At 32.6% G+C, this 18,496-nt stretch carries 15 protein-coding genes and 6 tRNA genes; 16 read left to right on the forward strand and 5 right to left on the reverse strand.

The annotated features are described in order from the left end of the window. Window positions 1-30: 30 nt before the first annotated feature. The 10 genes from KA926_RS11780 to glmM all read left to right on the forward strand — a co-directional run bounded on the left by KA926_RS11780 (window position 31) and on the right by glmM (window position 4,956). Window positions 31-105 (forward strand) — tRNA-Asn (locus KA926_RS11780). Window positions 106-108: 3 nt separating this feature from the next. After that, a tRNA-Glu gene (locus tag KA926_RS11785) sits at window positions 109-180 on the forward strand. Window positions 181-193: 13 nt separating this feature from the next. Further along, window positions 194-269, forward strand: a tRNA-Val gene (locus tag KA926_RS11790). A gap of 18 nt (window positions 270-287) precedes the next feature. Continuing rightward, window positions 288-371: transfer RNA gene (locus KA926_RS11795), tRNA-Tyr, on the forward strand. Between the two features lie 4 nt (window positions 372-375). Further along, window positions 376-450: transfer RNA gene (locus tag KA926_RS11800), tRNA-Gln, on the forward strand. 3 nt (window positions 451-453) lie between these two features. Beyond that, window positions 454-526 (forward strand) — tRNA-Lys (locus tag KA926_RS11805). A 255-nt stretch (window positions 527-781) separates the two neighbouring features. Next, a complete protein-coding gene (rocF, locus tag KA926_RS11810; protein WP_119535850.1) occupies window positions 782-1,687 on the forward strand; it encodes an arginase in 906 nt (301 codons plus the stop codon). 148 nt (window positions 1,688-1,835) lie between these two features. Next, entirely contained in the window at window positions 1,836-2,642 is an 807-nt protein-coding gene (gene cdaA, locus KA926_RS11815; protein ID WP_019467737.1) for a diadenylate cyclase CdaA, read from the forward strand. A 1-nt stretch (window position 2,643) separates the two neighbouring features. Beyond that, window positions 2,644-3,576 carry a CdaR family protein gene (locus tag KA926_RS11820; RefSeq protein WP_210144512.1) on the forward strand — a complete coding sequence of 311 codons (933 nt, stop codon included), beginning with the start codon at window positions 2,644-2,646 and terminating at the stop codon, window positions 3,574-3,576. A gap of 24 nt (window positions 3,577-3,600) precedes the next feature. After that, the gene (gene glmM / locus KA926_RS11825; protein WP_107523443.1) at window positions 3,601-4,956 is read left to right on the forward strand and encodes a phosphoglucosamine mutase; all 1,356 of its coding nucleotides are present in this window, start codon (window positions 3,601-3,603) and stop codon (window positions 4,954-4,956) included. A 342-nt stretch (window positions 4,957-5,298) separates the two neighbouring features. On the opposite strand, the gene KA926_RS11830 is transcribed toward glmM, so the two are convergent. From KA926_RS11830 to KA926_RS11845, 4 genes are read right to left on the reverse strand one after another with little or no spacing between them, the layout of a single operon-like run. Next, the gene (locus KA926_RS11830; protein WP_119535851.1) at window positions 5,299-6,402 is read right to left on the reverse strand and encodes a mannitol-1-phosphate 5-dehydrogenase; all 1,104 of its coding nucleotides are present in this window, start codon (window positions 6,400-6,402) and stop codon (window positions 5,299-5,301) included. Next, window positions 6,402-6,836 carry a PTS mannitol transporter subunit IIA gene (locus KA926_RS11835; RefSeq protein ID WP_107384901.1) on the reverse strand — a complete coding sequence of 145 codons (435 nt, stop codon included), beginning with the start codon at window positions 6,834-6,836 and terminating at the stop codon, window positions 6,402-6,404. The genes KA926_RS11830 and KA926_RS11835 overlap by 1 nt, the downstream gene beginning before the upstream one ends. A gap of 5 nt (window positions 6,837-6,841) precedes the next feature. Further along, window positions 6,842-8,872: a BglG family transcription antiterminator gene (locus KA926_RS11840; RefSeq protein WP_107505200.1), complete on the reverse strand. Its 2,031-nt coding sequence runs from the start codon at window positions 8,870-8,872 to the stop codon at window positions 6,842-6,844. Between the two features lie 37 nt (window positions 8,873-8,909). After that, window positions 8,910-10,445 (reverse strand): PTS mannitol transporter subunit IIBC, encoded by a 1,536-nt coding sequence (locus KA926_RS11845; RefSeq protein WP_107384899.1) that lies wholly within the window; start codon window positions 10,443-10,445, stop codon window positions 8,910-8,912. 643 nt (window positions 10,446-11,088) lie between these two features. Between KA926_RS11845 and glmS the strand changes: the two genes are divergently transcribed. From glmS to KA926_RS11870, 5 genes are all read left to right on the forward strand, one after another. Continuing rightward, complete coding sequence (gene glmS / locus KA926_RS11850; protein ID WP_107384898.1) at window positions 11,089-12,894, forward strand: glutamine--fructose-6-phosphate transaminase (isomerizing); 1,806 nt, start codon at window positions 11,089-11,091, stop codon at window positions 12,892-12,894. 143 nt (window positions 12,895-13,037) lie between these two features. Further along, entirely contained in the window at window positions 13,038-14,021 is a 984-nt protein-coding gene (locus tag KA926_RS11855; RefSeq protein ID WP_107505199.1) for a BtrH N-terminal domain-containing protein, read from the forward strand. 118 nt (window positions 14,022-14,139) lie between these two features. After that, on the forward strand, window positions 14,140-14,499 hold the full coding sequence (locus KA926_RS11860; RefSeq protein WP_119535852.1) for a DUF2200 domain-containing protein: 360 nt from the start codon (window positions 14,140-14,142) through the stop codon (window positions 14,497-14,499). Between the two features lie 27 nt (window positions 14,500-14,526). After that, entirely contained in the window at window positions 14,527-15,327 is an 801-nt protein-coding gene (locus tag KA926_RS11865; RefSeq protein WP_119535853.1) for an ABC transporter ATP-binding protein, read from the forward strand. 51 nt (window positions 15,328-15,378) lie between these two features. Then, window positions 15,379-16,230: an HAD family hydrolase gene (locus KA926_RS11870; protein ID WP_107384894.1), complete on the forward strand. Its 852-nt coding sequence runs from the start codon at window positions 15,379-15,381 to the stop codon at window positions 16,228-16,230. Between the two features lie 231 nt (window positions 16,231-16,461). On the opposite strand, the gene KA926_RS11875 is transcribed toward KA926_RS11870, so the two are convergent. Next, the gene (locus tag KA926_RS11875) at window positions 16,462-17,550 is read right to left on the reverse strand and encodes a hypothetical protein (RefSeq protein WP_210144514.1); all 1,089 of its coding nucleotides are present in this window, start codon (window positions 17,548-17,550) and stop codon (window positions 16,462-16,464) included. Between the two features lie 131 nt (window positions 17,551-17,681). On the opposite strand from KA926_RS11875, the gene KA926_RS11880 reads away from it, so the two are divergent. Next, on the forward strand, window positions 17,682-18,413 hold the full coding sequence (locus tag KA926_RS11880) for a metallophosphoesterase family protein (RefSeq protein ID WP_107384892.1): 732 nt from the start codon (window positions 17,682-17,684) through the stop codon (window positions 18,411-18,413). Window positions 18,414-18,496 lie beyond the last annotated feature (83 nt).

Here is an 18,496-nt window from a genome sequence, read left to right on the forward strand (position 1 = left end):
GTAGGACGTTGCCAGGCAATATTTCATTATTCCACAGTAGCTCAGTGGTAGAGCTATCGGCTGTTAACCGATCGGTCGTAGGTTCGAGTCCTACCTGTGGAGCCATATGGCCCCGTGGTCAAGCGGTTAAGACACCGCCCTTTCACGGCGGTAACACGGGTTCGAGTCCCGTCGGGGTCATTTTATACATATTGGAGGATTAGCTCAGCTGGGAGAGCATCTGCCTTACAAGCAGGGGGTCGGCGGTTCGAACCCGTCATCCTCCACCATTGCTAATTTAATAATGCGGAGGGGTAGCGAAGTGGCTAAACGCGGCGGACTGTAAATCCGCTCCTTCGGGTTCGGCAGTTCGAATCTGCCCCCCTCCACCATTAATGGGCTATAGCCAAGCGGTAAGGCAACGGACTTTGACTCCGTCACGCGCTGGTTCGAATCCAGCTAGCCCAGCCATTAGAGCCATTAGCTCAGTTGGTAGAGCATCTGACTTTTAATCAGAGGGTCAGAGGTTCGAATCCTCTATGGCTCACTTTTTAAGCATTCCTTTGGGAATGCTTTTTTGTTTTTTTATAAATGAAAAATTTTTTGATATTTAGTATATACATTTTTTTGTTTAAAACTATAAAATTACATTGCTATATTTAGTTATTTTGAATTAAAAATCGTTTTTTTGTTTCTTTATGTAATTTGCTTAAAATCTTACAATTGAGGGCGCTTGTATTAACTTGAAAGTCATATCACTTTAGATTATCCTAATATCAAACGCAAACAAAGGGGTTTTTTTATGGATAAATTAGTAGAGATTATTGGTGCACCTTCGACTTATGGCCAAAAAAAATTAGGGGTAGATTTTGGTCCAGATGCAATTCGATATGCAGGTATTGTAGAACGAATACAAAATATTGGAATTGATGTTAAAGATTCAGGTAACATTAATGTTCCTGCAATGCGTTTAGAGAAGTTTAACTCAGTTCAAAAAGGCTTACGTAATTTAGATGAAATAGTAGAGGTATCTAATCAACTTAGTGAAACAGTAGGGCAAAGTGTTGATAATGGCAATTTTCCACTTATTTTAGGTGGAGACCATTCCATAGCAATAGGCTCTATTTCGGGTATCAGTAAACACTATGAGAATTTAGGTATCATTTGGTATGATGCTCACGGTGATTTAAATATACCTGAGGAATCACCTTCTGGTAATATACATGGAATGCCACTACGGGTATTAGCCGGAGAAGGTGATTCACGTTTAGTGAATATCTCTAATTTTGCACCTAAAGTTAAACCAGAAAATATCGTGCTTATAGGCATGAGAGATTTAGATAAGGGAGAACGTCAATACATTAAAGAAAATAATATTAAAACATATACAATGGCAGATATTGATAAACTAGGCATTAAACAAGTGATGGAACAAACTTTAGATTATTTGAAATCTAAAACAGATGGCATTCATTTATCATTAGATGTAGATGCTTTAGATCCAGCTGAAACACCAGGAACTGGTACACGAGTGCTGGGAGGCTTAACATATAGGGAAAGTCATTTTGCACTTGAATTATTACATAAGTCAAATTTAATCACTTCAATGGATTTAGTAGAAGTCAATCCATTGATAGATATGAATAATCACACAGCAGAACAGGCAGTTTCTTTAGTAGGTAGTTTCTTTGGTGAAACATTATTATAAAAAACAAGGAATAATATGCCATTATTTCCATATTATTCCTTTTTATATTCCTTTTAATTTTATGATAAAAATTTAATACTTAATATGACAGTTAGTGTTATGATTGGTATAATATATATCATGGGAACAGATAACCGGAGGAGATGTTATGGATTTATCCAACTTTTTTGATGATTGGAGTACAGTCAAAATAATTGCTAGTGTACTCGATTTGCTCATTGTATGGTATGTACTTTATCTTCTCATTACAGTATTTAAAGGTACAAAAGCGATTCAATTACTGAAAGGTATTGTTGTAATTGTAATCGGCCAACAAGTGAGTAAAATGTTAAATTTAACAGCGACATCTCGTTTGTTTGATTTAGTAATACAATGGGGTGTTTTAGCTTTAATTGTTATATTTCAACCGGAGATTAGACGCGCTTTAGAACAACTGGGTAGAGGAAGTCTATTTAAACGCTATTCCACAAGTTTGAATAGTGATGAGGACAAACTTATTTCGTCTGTTTCTAAGGCAGTACAGTATATGGCTAAACGTCGTATTGGTGCATTAATCGTATTTGAAAAAGAAACAGGATTACAAGATTATATTGAAACAGGTATAGCAATGAATTCTGAAATTTCTCAAGAATTATTGACTAATGTGTTTATACCTAATACACCTTTACATGATGGTGCTATGATCATTCAAGCGAACAAAATTGCAAGTGCTGCCAGTTATTTGCCACTATCAGACAGTGCTAAAATAGCTAAAAGTTTAGGAACAAGACATAGAGCAGCTGTAGGTATTTCAGAAGTTTCAGATGCATTTACAGTAGTAGTATCTGAAGAAACTGGATCTATTTCAGTCACATTTGATGGAAAATTGAGAAAAGATATATCAAATGAAGCATTTGAAGAATTATTGGCTGAACATTGGTTTGGCACACACTTTCAAGAGAAAGGTGTGAATTAATATGTTAGAAAGTAAATGGGGCTTAAGATTAATAGCATTAGTTTTAGCACTAGTATTTTTCTTATCTGTCAATAACATGTTTGGTAATATCTTTAATGCTGACCAATTAGGACAAAAATCTACGGAAACACTTCAAGATGTACCAGTGCAAGTTAATTATGATAGTAAATCGTTATATGCTAGCGATGTGCCGAGTAAGGTAGATATTGAAATATCTGGCCCACAATCTCAAGTATTAAAAGCTGAAAACGGTGAAAATATTAAGGCAGTACTTGATCTGAGTGGTGAGAAAGCTGGAAAGCATACCACACAATTCAAAGTCAATGGTTTAAATAAAAACATTGATTATACAGTTAAGCCAAAAGAAACAACAGTTAATCTTGAAGAAAAAGTTACTAAAAAACTTAAGGTAGAACCTGACGTGAGTGATAACGATTTAAATGCTAATTATAAAGTTAGTGATCAAAGTGTATCACCTGAAACAGTTAAAGTGACTGGTGGTAGCAAACAAATTGATAAAATTGCATATTTAAAAGCTACGTTTAAGGATAAAGATAAAATTAGCAAAGATACTACGGATATTGCACGTATCACTGCTTTTGACAGAAACCTTAATAAAATTAAAGTATTAATTGAACCGAATGAAGTTAATTTGAGTGTAAAAGTAGAAGATTATAGCAAGAAAGTAAAAGTTAAAACTAAAGCAATAGGTGCTTTACCTAAAGGTAACGAAATAGATGATATAAAATTAGATGAAAAAGAAGTGGAAATTTTCGGTAATAGAAACGACATTCAAGATATTGACGAAATTACTGCAGAAATCGATTTAGATGGTGTTACAGAATCAACTGAAAAAAATGTAGAATTTAAATTACCAGATGACGTTTCAAAAATTAATCCAAAAGAAACAACAGCAAAAATTAATATTAAATAGTTTTTTATAAAGGAGATATAAATCATGGCAAAATATTTTGGTACAGACGGCGTAAGGGGCGTTGCAAATAAAGAATTAACGCCAGAACTTGCGTTTAAATTAGGGCGTTTTGGGGGTTACGTATTAGCCCATAATGAAGGTGAAAAGCACCCTAAAGTACTCGTTGGTAGAGATACTCGTGTTTCTGGTGAAATGCTTGAATCTGCATTAATTGCTGGATTGATTTCAATCGGTGCAGAAGTGATGCGTTTAGGCGTTATATCAACACCTGGCGTAGCTTATTTAACTAAAGAGATGGAAGCTGAACTAGGTGTTATGATTTCTGCGTCTCACAATCCTGTTCCAGATAATGGTATTAAATTTTTTGGTTCTGATGGTTTCAAACTTTCTGACGATCAAGAAAGAGAAATTGAACAATTATTAGATCAAGAAAACCCAGAATTACCACGTCCAGTAGGGGATGACATCGTGCATTATTCTGATTATTTTGAAGGTGCACAGAAGTACATAAGTTATTTAAAATCTACTATTGATGTTAACTTAGATGGCATGAAAATCGCTTTAGATGGCGCCCATGGTTCTACTTCATCACTAGCACCGTTTTTATTTGGAGATTTAGAGGCCGATACAGTTACAGTTGGTTGTAATCCTAATGGTTATAATATTAATGATAATGTAGGATCAACACATCCAGAAACGCTGTCTGAAAAAGTAGTTGAGGAAGAATGCGACTTTGGTTTAGCTTTTGATGGCGATGGCGATAGATTAATTGCCGTTGATGAAAATGGGGACATCGTAGACGGAGATCAAATTATGTTCATCATTGGTCAAGCAATGAGCAAGAATCAAGAATTAAATAATAATATGATAGTCTCAACAGTCATGAGTAATCTAGGGTTCTACAAAGCCTTAGAAGATGAAGGCATTCAATCTAATAAAACAAAAGTTGGAGATCGTTACGTAGTTGAAGAAATGCGTAGAGGTAATTATAATTTAGGTGGAGAACAATCTGGTCATATCGTGTTAATGGATTATAACACTACTGGTGATGGTTTATTAACAGGCGTGCATTTAGCAAGCATTATTAAAATGACTGGTAAAAGCTTAAGTCAACTTGCAAAACAAATGAAAAAATATCCTCAATCTTTAGTCAATGTACGTGTGACTGATAAATATCGCGTGGAAGAAAATGTAGATGTTCAGGAAGTCATGACTAGAGTAGAAGTTGATATGAACGGAGAAGGACGTATTTTAGTTAGACCTTCAGGAACAGAACCTTTAGTAAGAGTTATGGTTGAAGCAGCAACTGATGAAGCAGCGCAACGATATGCTCAAACAATTGCTGATGTAGTTAAAGACAAAATGGGTCTAAATGAATAAGCTTTTTATTTATTATAAACTGTCAATACAAGTACTAATGGTAGCGTTAGTACATGTATTGACAGTTTTTTTATTAGTAATGTATCAAAAACATAGGATAGTTCATAAAATTATATTTTAAATTCATATAAAATAAAGGAGTTGTATGCTTAGTAGAATACTATATAAAAAAACTACAAGATTGAGTTACAATCATAACTTATCTCTGACAAGCACAGTCTAAGCTATAAAAGATTAACCATAAAAAAGACTAATCCGTATTTAAACGGATTAGCCTTTGGCTTAAAAATATTATGTTGTTCAATACTGTAACTAAATATATTATCTTTTAATCATTTAATACTATAAGATGTTGTATTCTTTGCTAATTTCAGATGCTAATTGATCATCAATTTTAGCGTAATCTTTTAAGAATGTTTCAACACCATATTCATTAATATAATTGTTTTTTTCTACTGTTTCTTGATCATTCGTGTCATCATATTTTAACAGTAATGCAGCTGCCTTAATTAACGCCTGATGTTTCAAATTATTTTGATAAAGATAATTTAATGGTTTAATAATTCTGTCTTGCGGTCCGATTTTACGGATCGTACCTCGACCTACACGAGTCACTTCATCTGAAAGATGCGGATTTTTAAAGCGTTCAATAATTTTATCAACATATTGTGCTTGTTCAGTTGTTGAAAAATCAAATTGGTTGGTAATGTACTGACTTGTTTCTTTCAAGACTTCTTCTAGATCATGTTTGATCATTTTATCATTAATTGCATCTAAGATCGTCGGTTGATTATTATATCTACCAGCATAAGCTAAGTAAGCATGGCCGGTGTTTACCGTCAATAATTTTCTTTCAATATATGGTGTTAAATTTGATACGTATTTAATATGGTTTAATTCTGGACCATACCATGCATCTTTTTCTACAACCCATTCATAGAAAGGTTCCACGATAACATCTAGAATATTTTCGTTTGTTTGCAGAGGGACAATTCTATCAACTGCTGAGTTAACAAAATGAATATGTTCATCTAATGGTCCAGTGATATCTAGAATTGCCTCTTTCAATGTATTCGTGGCCATAATGGCATTTTCACAAGCAACAATATTTACTGGTGTTTCTTTTTCTTTTAAATAAGGCGCAAACGTTTTAGCAATAATCGGTAAAATATTGACACCGACTGCAGTAGTAATTAAATCTGCTTCTAATACGGCTTCTTTTAATTTAGCAGAAGGTTGCCCTGAATTGATTGCGTCTACATTGTGTACGCGAGTTGTTGTGTTTGCTTCGTCTGCTAATATGACGTCATATTCTTGTTTAGAATCTAAAGCATCAATAATTTCAGCATTGACATCTGCAAATGTAACTTTAATATCATTATCAGCTAAAATATAACCAATAAAACCACGACCAATGTTACCTGCACCAAAATGTAATGCTTTCATTATGCGTCAGCCTCCTCGAATACTTGCTTAATTTCTTCAGCTGATGAAGCATTGATAATGCGTTCAACATTTTCTTCTTCACTAAATGTGATGGCAATTTTTGATAATAAATCTAGATGCTCACCATCTTTACCTGCGATACCAACAACAACTTTAACTTCTTCACCATCCCAATCAACACCTTCAGGAATTTGAATTAAAGTTAAGCCTGATTTTAAAACACTTGTTTTAGCTTCATCTGTACCGTGGGGAATAGCTAATCCATTTCCCATAAATGTTGTTACAACTTGCTCGCGATCTTTCATAGCTTGAATATAGTCTTCTGTAACTGCACCACTTGATACAAGTGCTTGTCCTGCTTTTTCAATTGCTTCGTTTTGATCTTTCACTGTTTGATTAATAAAAATATTGTCATTACTAAATAATTCACTCATATCATTCACTCCATGTTTAATTGATTTTGTAATACTTTCAGATAACTTTGTTTAAGTAAATCTGTTAATTGTTCCGGTTGTTTCATAAATTGGTCGATATCATCGAGATACTCACCAATTTTTCCAGATAATTCACTAATAAATTGTGCCATGATATCATCTGGAGGTATGAACATATTTAATAAATATGTTACAGAAACTTTGTCATTTTGATTACTATTAAGCATAAGTGGCTTTTCTAAAATAGTGACTAAGATAAATGGCTTCTTAATTAAATCACTTTTTAAGTGTGGCATAGCAATGGGATAAGGGTCTAAAACAAAACCTTGTTCATCCATGCGTTGCTTAATAAGTTCAGCGAATGACTGCTTATCTTCAATAATTTGATGTTTAAATAATTGTTCAGTTAAATACGTAATCCAATCTTGAGTATGTGCATAATCAAGATAAATTGAATCAATGACTTCTAGTCCTTTACGGATATATTCTAATTGATATTCAGGATTTGCAAAAGTTGTACCAGTGCCATCAAATATTTGTGTTTGTGGTTTGTCTTGTTGCATGTTTAGAAAAGCAGCTACATGATTGATATCTGCATCTGGTAACAATGGATTAACTGTGAGGTAAGGTAAGCTTATATCTAAATTAACCGTTGAAATAATTGCATCATATTGTTGAATATCAATGGAATTAAGATCACCCACAGACGCTTGTGCTGTTTGTTGAATTTCACTAAATGTTTGTTGTAACCGAGTAGCGAGTAAACGGCTTGTACCTATGCCGCTACTACAAACGACAAGTACATTATAAAAAGGTGTCGCTTGTTTTTGAATTGCACCGCCGAAATGTAATACGATAAACGCAATTTCACTTTCGGGAAATTTAAAATTCGGCCACGTTTTTATTAACCCCTGATGCACACTTTCAAATAGCCGTGGATATTTATGTTTAATCATTTCAGTTAAAGGATTATAGGTTTCAATATTAGCATTTAATCGATTGATTGCTGGTATAATATGCAGCTTTAACCCCTCACTGAGTGTTCTCCAGTCTTTAAATGTTTGCTGGGAAACCTCTGAAACCATATGAATAAGTTTTTCGATGCGTTGATCATCTTTGTTATTCTTAAATACTTCAGTAGTTTCTTTGCGTTTGGCTCCGCGTAAATGAATCGTGATGAAGGTTACTTCCGCTTGGTTGAACTGAACACCGTAGATGTGCTCTAAATGTAATGCTAAAGCTGAAGCCACTTGGTGTTCAAAGGTGTCTTTGACACTGTTATAAATATCGTCATTTAAAGCTACATATTCGCCTTTAAGCATTCGATCAATGCTGAGTACAATGTGTACTGTTAAGGTTAAATAGCTTGATTCTGTAAGAGAATAGGGCAGTTGTCCCAAATGATCCATAAGAATTCTCTCAACTTGGAAAATTTTATCTAAATCAACCATTGGTAACTGGGATTGATTAATGGATTGATACACAAAGTGATTTTCTATTACAGAGTAAACGCTCGTACTATTTAAATTATTTACCATTAATTGGCTTAATAATTCTCTTTTTTTTGATTCAGCACCATAAAGGTGGATACCTTCACCACGTTTTTTTTGAAGTGTTAATTGATACTGGTCTAGTTCATCATCTAATTCATCTAGTAATTTAGCTAGTGTTTGAGTAGAAACACCAATTTCATGTGCTAAACTGTATTGTTTGATTGGTTCTTTAGCTTGGATAAGTGCATATAAAATAATTACTTTTTGTTCTTCTTGAGACAGATCAATCGTGACTTGTTGAATTAATTCATTTTTTAATGAATGTACCGCAGATGAATTACCAGATAACTGTAATCCTTTTTTCGTAACGCGTTCCAACTCAATATTAAAACTTGCTAAAAAGGGTTCAATAGACTTCAATTCTCTATGAATAGTACGAGAGGATACAGCTAAATGTTGAGCAATGTCGTAAATAGTGACATATTGACCGTGATACTTAATTAACATTTCGATAATTTCTTTTTCACGTGTACTCAAAAACATAGCCATACCCTCCAATTTATATCTTTTTAGTGAGTGATTAGTTTTCTTCTTTTTTAAGGTTTTCTAGTAATTCATCATATCTAGGGGAATTTAAGAAATTCTCTACTGAAATATGAATTGCATTTGGAACTTGTTTGATTGCTCTGTCTGTTAATTTTTTCTGAGTAATGACAAGTTGAGCATCGCTAGGTAATTGGTTAATCGCTGTATTTGTTACTTCAACGTCTTGTATGCTAGCTTTTTTGAATTTGTTACGTAACATACTTGCGCCCATAGCACTTGATCCCATGCCTGCATCACAAGCGAAGATAACGTGACTTACTTTACTGTAGTCATGTGCATCTACATTCTCAGTATCATAGTTATCTAGTAAATCATCTTCTGTTTGACTATCGCTATTTTTGTCAGTTGCATCAGTAGCAGTTGTTGAAGTGTTATCATCACTATTCCCTGTTAACTTAGAAGATACACTTGATTTTTTACCTTTTGATGCTTCCATTTTCTCTGTTGCAGCTTCTAAATCTTCTTCTGTTTCTTTTGTGAATTTTAAAATAATTGATGAAACAATAAATGATACGATTGCTGCTAATAATACGCCTATAATCATGTGTAAGAACTCACCTTTAGGTGCGTTTAACATATATACGATAAATGAACCAGGTGAAGCTGGACTCTTGAATCCAAAGTCTAATAATGAATAAGTAGCAACACCAGTCATACCACCTAGTATTACTGCGACGAACAATAACGGTCTCATTAATACATAAGGGAAGTAAATTTCATGTATACCACCTAAGAAGTGGATAATCCCAGCACCATATGAAGTAGCTTTAGCTGTGCCTTTACCAAAAATCATATAAGCAACTAATACACCTAAACCTGGACCAGGGTTTGATTCAATTGTGTATAAAATAGATTGTCCCGCAGATGCAGCTTGATCTGCACCCAGTGGTGTAAATACACCGTGGTTAATAGCATTGTTTAAAAATACAATTTTAGCAGGTTCTACAATAATACTTACCAATGGAAGTAGATGCGCATGTACCAATGCTTCAACAGCAACGGATAAAATATGCATGATAAATTCCATAATTGGTGCTAATATTTTAAAACCTATGATTGTCATTATAAAACCTAAAATACCAGCGGAGAAATTATTGAATAACATTTCGAAACCTTGTGGGGTTCTTGGTTGAATGAATTCATCAGTTTTTTTCATTAACCAACCAACAAGTGGTCCCATAATCATTGCGCCTAGTAACATCGGTGTTTCTGGTAATGCTACAATCACACCCATTGTTGCTACAGCAGCAATAATACCGCCACGCATCTCGTGAATTAAACGACCACCACTATAAGCAATCAATAATGGTATTAAATAAGTAATCATTGGTCCAGCCAATTCACCTAAATCTTTATTTGGCCACCAACCGCCGTCTATAAATATTGCCGCAATAAAGCCCCAAGCAATGAATGCACCAATATTAGGCATAATCATGCTACTTAAAAACGAACCAAAAGCTTGAACTTTACGACCAATCCCTTTATTATCTTGAGCATCTGTTTGTGACATAATTTGCACCTCTTTTTCTCTGTATTTAACTATTATTGTAGGTGTGTTTACATAAATAAACAACAAATAGTAATCTCAAATTTGTCACAGTGTTTTTGACAAGTTTATGACTATTAATATATGGAAAGTTTTGAATATTAAATAATAAAACAATTTTACAATTATTTTAAGGATGTAGTTAATAAAAAATTTGCATTTGGTTGCAAAAGCATTGTACAATTAGTGGTATTGAAGGAAAGGAGGACAGCTTGACATAAATATATCAATTAAAGCGCCTGTGCAAGTGAAAAGGTTAAATATTTAGCATTTAAGATTTAAAACAGAAATCTTAATAGATATGAAATCAAAGCTTGTAGACGAGGAGGATAGTTATCGAACCATCGGCGGATGCTATCCCGGATGTGGCTCATTCGTAAACTTATTAAGGAAAACATTAGGGCAACCTGGTGCACAAAGTTAATAAGATAGCCAAATTAAATAAAAATTAAGATTAAAGGTGAATGGGATTTCTGTGCCTTTTTTTAAAATTTCTTACGATAAAATGAATATTAAGAAATTTATTTAAATCGGCCTCATATATTGAACAGGTTCCTGTACGCCGAACGTTCAATACCCTTCACCATTAAATTGGAGGAGTATGTATATGTGTGGAATAGTTGGATATATCGGGCATGATAATGCCAAAGAATTATTATTAAAAGGATTAGAAAAATTAGAATATAGAGGATACGATTCTGCTGGTGTTGCTGTTGTTAACGATGATGGCACAAATGTATTTAAATCAAAAGGACGTATTGCGGAGCTAAGAAAAGTAGCAGATAGTAAAGATATAGATGGAAATGTAGGTATTGGTCACACGCGTTGGGCAACACATGGTGTACCAAATTATGAAAATTCACATCCACACCAATCCGCAACTGAACGTTTTACTTTAGTTCATAATGGTGTAATCGAAAATTATGAAGAGTTAAAAAATGAATATTTATCAGATGTAAAATTTTTATCTGAAACGGATACAGAAGTTATTGTTCAATTAGTTGAATATTTCTCAAATACTGGACTTTCTACAGAAGCAGCATTTACAAAAGTGGTATCGTTATTAGAAGGTTCTTACGCATTAGGCCTTATTGATAGTCATGATCGTGACACTATGTATGTTGCAAAAAACAAATCACCGTTATTGATTGGTGTAGGTGATGATTTTAATGTTATCGCTTCAGATGCGCTTGCAATGTTACAAGTTACAAACCAATACAAAGAAATTCATGATCATGAAATTGTCATTGTTAAACGTGACGAAGTAATTATTAAAGACCAAGAAGGTAAAGTACAAGATAGAGAAGCTTATACTGCACAAATTGATGCTGCTGATGCTGAAAAAGGTGTTTATGATCATTACATGTTGAAAGAAATTCATGAACAACCTGCAGTAATGCGTCGTATTATTCAAGAATATCAAGATGCTGATGGCAATTTAAAAATGGATGCAGATATTATAAAAGATGTAGCCGATGCAGACAGAATTTATATCATTGCGGCAGGTACAAGTTATCATGCAGGTTTAGTTGGTAAAGAATATTTGGAAAAATGGGCAGGCGTTCCTACAGAAGTGCATGTTGCTTCAGAATTTGTATATAATATGCCATTGCTTTCAGAAAAACCATTATTTATTTATATTTCACAATCAGGTGAAACAGCGGATAGTCGTGCTGTATTAGTAGAAACTAAAAAACTAGGGCATAAATCATTAACAATTACAAACGTGCCTGGTTCTACATTATCACGTGAAGCGGATCATACTTTATTATTACATGCTGGTCCTGAAATAGCAGTTGCATCTACAAAAGCATATACAGCACAAATTGCAGTACTTTCAATTTTGTCACAAATTGTAGCGAAAGAACACGGTAAAGAAGCCGATGTTGAGTTACTACGCGAACTTGCAAAAGTGACTACTGCTATTGAAACAATTGTGGATGATGCAGATGTAATGAAACAAATTGCTACAGATTTCTTAGAAACAACAAGAAACGCATTCTTTATTGGTCGTACAATTGACTATAATGTTAGTTTAGAGGGCGCATTGAAGCTTAAAGAAATTTCTTATATTCAAGCAGAAGGTTTTGCAGGTGGCGAACTTAAACACGGTACAATCGCACTTATTGAAGAGGGTACGCCAGTGATTGCTTTAGCAACACAAGAAAATGTAAACCTTTCAATTCGTGGTAATGTGAAAGAAGTGGCAGCACGTGGTGCAAACCCTTGTATAATTTCTATGGATGGATTAAATAAAGATGGTGACACATATGTTATCCCTCATGTCCATGAGTTATTAACACCATTAGTTGCTGTTGTAGCAATGCAGTTAATTTCATATTATGCTGCACTACACAGAGATTTAGATGTGGATAAACCACGTAACTTAGCTAAATCTGTAACAGTAGAATAAATTAATATATAAGATTGAGCTGAGACATTTTGATGTCTCAGCTTTTATTTGTGGAAATTTTATAGTTTAATGAAGTTATGTTGAACAATTGAGATGATGCATCCAATGAGAATGAAATGATACATAGAAGGAGAATACAATATATGGATAGTGAACTTAATTATTTAAATGGCGCCCATTGTGAAACTACAGCGACTGGCACATTATTAAAACATATTGGTATAGAGTTATCTGAACCGATGTTATTTGGTATCGGAGAAGGACTTGGATATATTTATTGGGATATGAAAAATATGGATTTCCCATTTCTTGGCGGCCGTATTAAACCAGATTATTTAACAAATAATATCGTAAAAAATTTGAATTTAGAAATTTTATTAGAAGAAACCACATCCATAAAAAAGGCTTGGCAAAATGTCAAAAAGACACTTGATGATGGTCACCCAGTTGGTTTGAAATTAGACAGTTATTATTTAGATTATTTTTCGGATAAAGTGCATTTTGCAGGGCACTATGTAGCTATGTATGATTATGATGATGCTTATGCCTATTTGATTGATACAAAACAACAAGGCAACATTGTTAAAACAAAATTAGAACACTTAGCGCAAGCAAGAAATGCTAAAGGGCCTATGTCATCTAAAAATCTCTCTTATACAATAAAACAAGACCATCCCTTACCAGATATGAAAACAGTCATATTAAATGCTATACATAATAATGCTCAAGATTATTTAAATCCTCCTATTAAAAATATAGGATATAAAGGGATAAAGAAAACAAGCGACAAAATACAAACATGGTTTGAAAGAAGTTCAAACATTCAATATGATTTATTACTGACTGCTAATTTAATGGAAAATGGTGGGACTGGAGGGGCATTGTTTAGAAAAATGTATCTTTCCTTTCTTGAAGAAGCTCAATTATTAATCAAAGATAGTGCTTTAGAACAATCATATCACTTATTCTCTGAAATAGTTATTATGTGGGAAGAGGTGATAAAGTTAATTAAATGTGCGGGAGAAACTCAAGATAGAGCATATTTAAAGCAAGCTTCTGACATATTAGTTGATTTATCAGTCAAAGAATACGACGCGATGAAACGATTGCTCGAAGTTAAAAAATGATAACGTTTATGATATTTTTTAACGTATAGTAAAAGTGAAATATTTTCAAAAATATAAAAAATTTAATATGCTATGTACAAGCTTACATTTTATAAATAAAGAAAGGTCTTATAAAATAATGGCAAAACCTAAAATTTATACCATGGCTTTTGGCGATGTTTATCCTCATTTAGTGAAAATAGTCGAAAAAAAAGGTAGAACAAAAAATGAGGTAGATACTGTCATTAAATGGATGACTGACTATAGTCAGTCGCAAATAGATAAAATGATTGAAGATGGCACAGACTATGAAGCATTTATTCAACAAGCACCAAGGTTAAATCCACATAGAACTAAAGTGACTGGTGTTATATGTGGTATTCGTGTTGAAAATATGGAAGACTCAGTAATGAAAGAAATTAGATATTTAGACAAAATGGTTGATGAATTGGCTAAAGGGAAGACATTGGAAAAGATATTTAGACAAAATCAAAAATAAATGACAATTTTAAAAAGGGGGATATATATGCTAATTGATTTGAACAATATAGCAAGAAGAAAAGATGGAAAAGAAATTGTTCAAGGAGTGAGTTGGCAAATCAATGAGGGAGAAAAATGGATGCTTTATGGTTTAAATGGCGCAGGTAAGACTACACTATTAAATATTTTAAATGCATATGAGCCAAACACATCTGGTGAAATGACTTTATTTGGTATGGAGCCTGGTAAAAAAGGGTATTCTGCTGAAAATGTACGCCAACAAATTGGATTTGTATCTAGTAGTTTAATGGATCGATTTCAGGATGGTGAAATTGTTATAGATGTTGTAATTAGTGGGATATTTAAGTCAATCGGTCTGTTTCAAGATGTACAACAACAATACATAGATTTGGCTAAACAATATTTAAAACAAATGGGAATCGCTCAATTTGAAAATCAATATTATGGTTATCTTTCTACTGGAGAACGTCAAAAAGTGTTGATAGCAAGAGCGTTGATGGGGAACCCTAAACTTTTAATTTTAGATGAACCAGCTTCAGGTTTAGATTTTATTGCAAGAGAAGATTTATTAAGTGCGCTGACACAATTGTATAAGCAAAATCCTAAATTAGCAGTGATTTATGTAACGCATTTTGTAGAAGAAATTACACAAGATATTGATTATGGGTTTTTATTGAAAAATGGGCAACCTTTTAAACAAGGTCAAATATCTGAAATTCTTAATAGTACAACATTGAGCCATTTCTTTAAAAGAAATGTCAACATAGCATGTAACAATGGGCGATACACATTGTTTTTAAAAGATGGAGACATTGCAGAAACATAGATAAAGTGCCATAATTTAATATGATAACATATGATGGAGGATTTTAATTACATGAAAAATGTTAAAGCAATATTTTTAGATATGGATGGTACAATTTTACATAAAGATAATCGTGTAGATAAAGAAACGACAGAGATTATTCAAACATTAAGAAATCATGGTTATAAAGTATTTTTAGCTACTGGTAGAGCACATGATGAGATTCATTACCTTGTACCAGAAAATTTTAAAGTGGATGGTATTATTAGTTCTAACGGTACTAATGGTGTCGTTCACAATGAAACTATTTTTAAACATAGTTTAACATTTGATACGGTAAATGAAATTGTGAAAAGAGCAAAAGCACAAGCAATTTATTATGAAGTTTTTCCTTTTGACGGTAATCGAATTATTCTTAATGAAGATCAAGCGTGGGCAGAAGCAATGTTTAAACAATCAACACCACCTGAAAACGTAGGATACAGTGAATGGACATCCAGAAGAGAATCTATCGTTGAAAAAGTAAGTTGGAAAACAAGTATCCCTGACACGTCATTTTCAAAAATTTATTTATTTTCGCCAGATTATGATAAGATTACTCAATTTCGAAACCAGTTAATCGATGACCAAACGACACTTCAAATCAGTGTATCTAATTCATCGCGCTTTAACGCAGAAACAATGGCTTTTGGCATTGATAAGGGAACTGGAATTAAAGAAATGATAGACTACTTTGGCATTAAACAAGAAGAAACGTTAGTCATTGGTGACAGTGATAACGACAGAGCGATGTTTGCGTTTGGCAATTATACTGTGGCGATGAAGAATGCTCGACCAGAAATTCAAGCTTTAGCAGATGATGTCACTTCATTCACAAATGAAGAAAATGGTGCTGCATTATACTTGAAAAAGCATTTATTATAATCTGTATGCATAGATGAATTGATTAAAAAGACACTTCTCTCGGTTAATAATGGTTATTAAATGAGATGAAGTGTCTTTTTTGATACTGAAAATTTACTAATTACATTCTGTAACGATAAGAAAATCGTTTGAGTATAAGCATAAAAAATTAAGTAGTATCATAATTACAATTTAAAAAGGACTAATCCACTTATTGCGGATTAGTCCTTTTGCAATTTATATTCCAATATATTATTTATCTTTATTATTCATTTGATCTTTGATGTCTGTAGTTTTTTCTTTTGTGTTATCTGTTAACTGATCGGTATTTTGATTAACTTTATCAGTAGATTTCTCAGTTGTGTGATTAACACTATTAGTTACTTTAGATGTTTGATCAGATTGCTTAGAAGCTTTTGATTTTTTGACTTCTGATTTATCAATGTTCTCGCCATTTTTATTGTAGTATTGAATAATTGCTAATAAGTTTGTGTAATAAACAATCAATCTAATTATTATAACAATTACTGACACAATATAGATAATAGTCATAGCTAATGTTTGTGAAATACCACCGGTACTAATTGAAACTAACTGACTCACCGGATTTGCTAAGATTATAACAAGTAAATTTAATATTAATATACCTAGATAAAATTTAAACCAAGTTTTATTTCCGTTTTTAATAGCTTTAAAGCCATGTTTTACAGAAGACCAAGCACCTCTATTAGGTTCTTTAACAAAGGCTAGTGTAAAGTTGATGATTAGGATTGTAAAGAACCAATAGACAAATGACAATATAAATACTTGTAAAGTAGCTGCAATAATTTGGAATGTTAATGACAATCCAAGTGCATGATCAGAACTGCTTAACGGTCCTTGTAATGCAGTGAATAATTGTACAATTCCTAATTGCAATAGCTTACTTATTAAAAGATTAAGTAATAATATAATAATAATACTTAATAATGTGATTAAAGATAATTTTAATGATTTAGCATATTTACCCTTTTTAAATATTGAAAATAAATCTTTGAATTTAACCTTGTCTTTATTAATTGCATTGTCTATAGTGTATATAGTTCCAGCAATAAGTTGATATCCTGCAAATATAAAAACCACTAATGGAATTAATATTGCTAGTATCAATGTAATTAATGCACTTCCAATAGGTTGTTGCATTGCCATTGACATTAAAAATTTATATATTGCTGGTTGAACTGGTATAAAAGTTAGTACAGTCAAAGCAAACAATATGATAAAACTTACAATTGTGAATAGTAAAATTTTAGCATTTTGCGGTTTTGCATTTTGTAATGCTAGTTTATGAAATTTAAACAAATTTTAAGCACTCCTTTTTAGTGATAAGCATATGCTATCAAAAAATTAGAGATTTTAAAATTAATAGGTAACAAAATGGCTATAAAATGTTAAAATGACCAAATGAGAAAATGTTGAAAGGAGATATCATCATGAAATTTGCAATTCTTACTGATGTACATGGCAATTTTGATGCGTTAGATACAGTATTGGATGATATTGATAGAAGAAAAGATATAAATAAAATATATAACTTAGGCGATAATATTGGTGTAGGCCATGAAACAAATAAAGTTCTTGATGAAATATTCGAAAGAGATGATATGGAAATTATTGCAGGTAATCATGATGAAGCGGTGATGTCAATTGTTAACGATACGCCTTATCCTGAAGACTTAAAAGATAAATTTTATGAACACCACCAATGGATTGAAAGTCACTTAGACGAAGATTATTACGATAAATTAAATGCTTTACCTCGTGTTATTGAAAAAACAATGAATCATAAAAAAGTCATGTTCATCCATTACGAAATTCCAAACGATAAATTGAATACGCCGATTGATGGCCAGCCATTTAGTCCTATTGTTGAACCTACTGAAGAAAATATAAAATCACTTTTTGAAGATAAAGAGGCTGATTTAATTATTTTCGGTCATAATCATACAGTTCATTTGTTTGATGATAAATCTAAGGTTTATTTTAATCCTGGTTCTGTTGGATTAAATAACGGCGCATACGCGGTATATGGTATTGTTACTATCGAAGAAAATGAATTTTCATTTGAACGAGTTAAAGTTCCTTATGATAATGAAGAATTTATAAGAGGTTTTAAAGAAAAACAAGTGCCAGCTAAAGAACTGATATTTGATAAGTTTTTATAATGTGTAAAATGTTTCGAATTTGTTATATATTTTAATAGTGATTAAAATCATAAAAGTGACTAGATTGAATGATACTGCTTGTT

The organism is Staphylococcus sp. GDY8P94P, assembly GCF_017892255.1.
GTDB lineage: Bacteria > Bacillota > Bacilli > Staphylococcales > Staphylococcaceae > Staphylococcus > Staphylococcus cohnii.

Excerpts from the sequence above, each read along its gene's own strand:
- KA926_RS11855 (WP_107505199.1), top strand. The coding sequence starts at position 13,038 with ATGGATAGTGAACTTAATTATTTAAATGGCGCCCATTGTGAAACTACA.
- glmS (WP_107384898.1), top strand. The coding sequence starts at position 11,089 with ATGTGTGGAATAGTTGGATATATCGGGCATGATAATGCCAAAGAATTA.
- KA926_RS11830 (WP_119535851.1), bottom strand. The coding sequence starts at position 6,402 with ATGAAAGCATTACATTTTGGTGCAGGTAACATTGGTCGTGGTTTTATT.
- cdaA (WP_019467737.1), top strand. The coding sequence starts at position 1,836 with ATGGATTTATCCAACTTTTTTGATGATTGGAGTACAGTCAAAATAATT.
- KA926_RS11840 (WP_107505200.1), bottom strand. The coding sequence starts at position 8,872 with ATGTTTTTGAGTACACGTGAAAAAGAAATTATCGAAATGTTAATTAAG.
- KA926_RS11820 (WP_210144512.1), top strand. The coding sequence starts at position 2,644 with ATGTTAGAAAGTAAATGGGGCTTAAGATTAATAGCATTAGTTTTAGCA.
- glmM (WP_107523443.1), top strand. The coding sequence starts at position 3,601 with ATGGCAAAATATTTTGGTACAGACGGCGTAAGGGGCGTTGCAAATAAA.
- rocF (WP_119535850.1), top strand. The coding sequence starts at position 782 with ATGGATAAATTAGTAGAGATTATTGGTGCACCTTCGACTTATGGCCAA.
- KA926_RS11835 (WP_107384901.1), bottom strand. The coding sequence starts at position 6,836 with ATGAGTGAATTATTTAGTAATGACAATATTTTTATTAATCAAACAGTG.
- KA926_RS11865 (WP_119535853.1), top strand. The coding sequence starts at position 14,527 with ATGCTAATTGATTTGAACAATATAGCAAGAAGAAAAGATGGAAAAGAA.
- KA926_RS11870 (WP_107384894.1), top strand. The coding sequence starts at position 15,379 with ATGAAAAATGTTAAAGCAATATTTTTAGATATGGATGGTACAATTTTA.
- KA926_RS11880 (WP_107384892.1), top strand. The coding sequence starts at position 17,682 with ATGAAATTTGCAATTCTTACTGATGTACATGGCAATTTTGATGCGTTA.
- KA926_RS11845 (WP_107384899.1), bottom strand. The coding sequence starts at position 10,445 with ATGTCACAAACAGATGCTCAAGATAATAAAGGGATTGGTCGTAAAGTT.
- KA926_RS11860 (WP_119535852.1), top strand. The coding sequence starts at position 14,140 with ATGGCAAAACCTAAAATTTATACCATGGCTTTTGGCGATGTTTATCCT.